This is a genomic window from Mesorhizobium sp. M7A.F.Ca.CA.004.06.1.1 (genome assembly GCF_003999135.1).
In the GTDB taxonomy this organism is placed as follows: domain Bacteria; phylum Pseudomonadota; class Alphaproteobacteria; order Rhizobiales; family Rhizobiaceae; genus Mesorhizobium.
Map to the genome: position 1 here is coordinate 1 of NZ_RZPQ01001414.1, position 509 is coordinate 509.

Consider the following 509-nt stretch of genomic DNA (forward strand, 5'->3'; position numbering starts at 1 on the left):
TTTCTCCGGCTGCTCGTCTGACGTGCCCGCCGCCGGCGCCGCCCGCGGTCTTGACCACCCAGTTCTCCCGATCAGGCGGCTGGTCCCATCGCGATTGCGGATGCGGGATGCCAAGTTCGGCGCAATCATCGGCCAGCAACTGCGGATCCTTGATCCTGCGGATTGCGGCGCCGCCATTGCCTGCGAGCGGAAAGTGTCGCGCGATCTCGTCCACGGTCTCAGGCATCCGCTCAAACCCTGAGCCCAGGATAATGGCGACCGGCAGGTCGTCGCCAGCCAATCGCCGAAGCGTGTCGACGATGCGCTCGCCGTCGATGCCCCTCTGCAGGTCGCCCGGCAGCATCGTCGCACGTTCGGCGAGCGCGACGGTGTCCGTATCGCAAAAGAAATCGGCAACCAGCGGACGATAGCCGGCGCGACGCGCGGCGGCGGCCAGCGCCCGGCCTGAAATTGCCGCGATCAAAAGAGATCCGGCGTTACTTGGCAATCTCGCGTGCAAGGGAAAACGA

The 509-nt window shown here is 65.8% G+C and carries 1 pseudogene; it reads right to left on the reverse strand.

The annotated features are described in order from the left end of the window. Positions 1-463, reverse strand: a pseudogene (locus tag EN906_RS36675) (hypothetical protein); the annotation flags it as partial. Positions 464-509 lie beyond the last annotated feature (46 nt).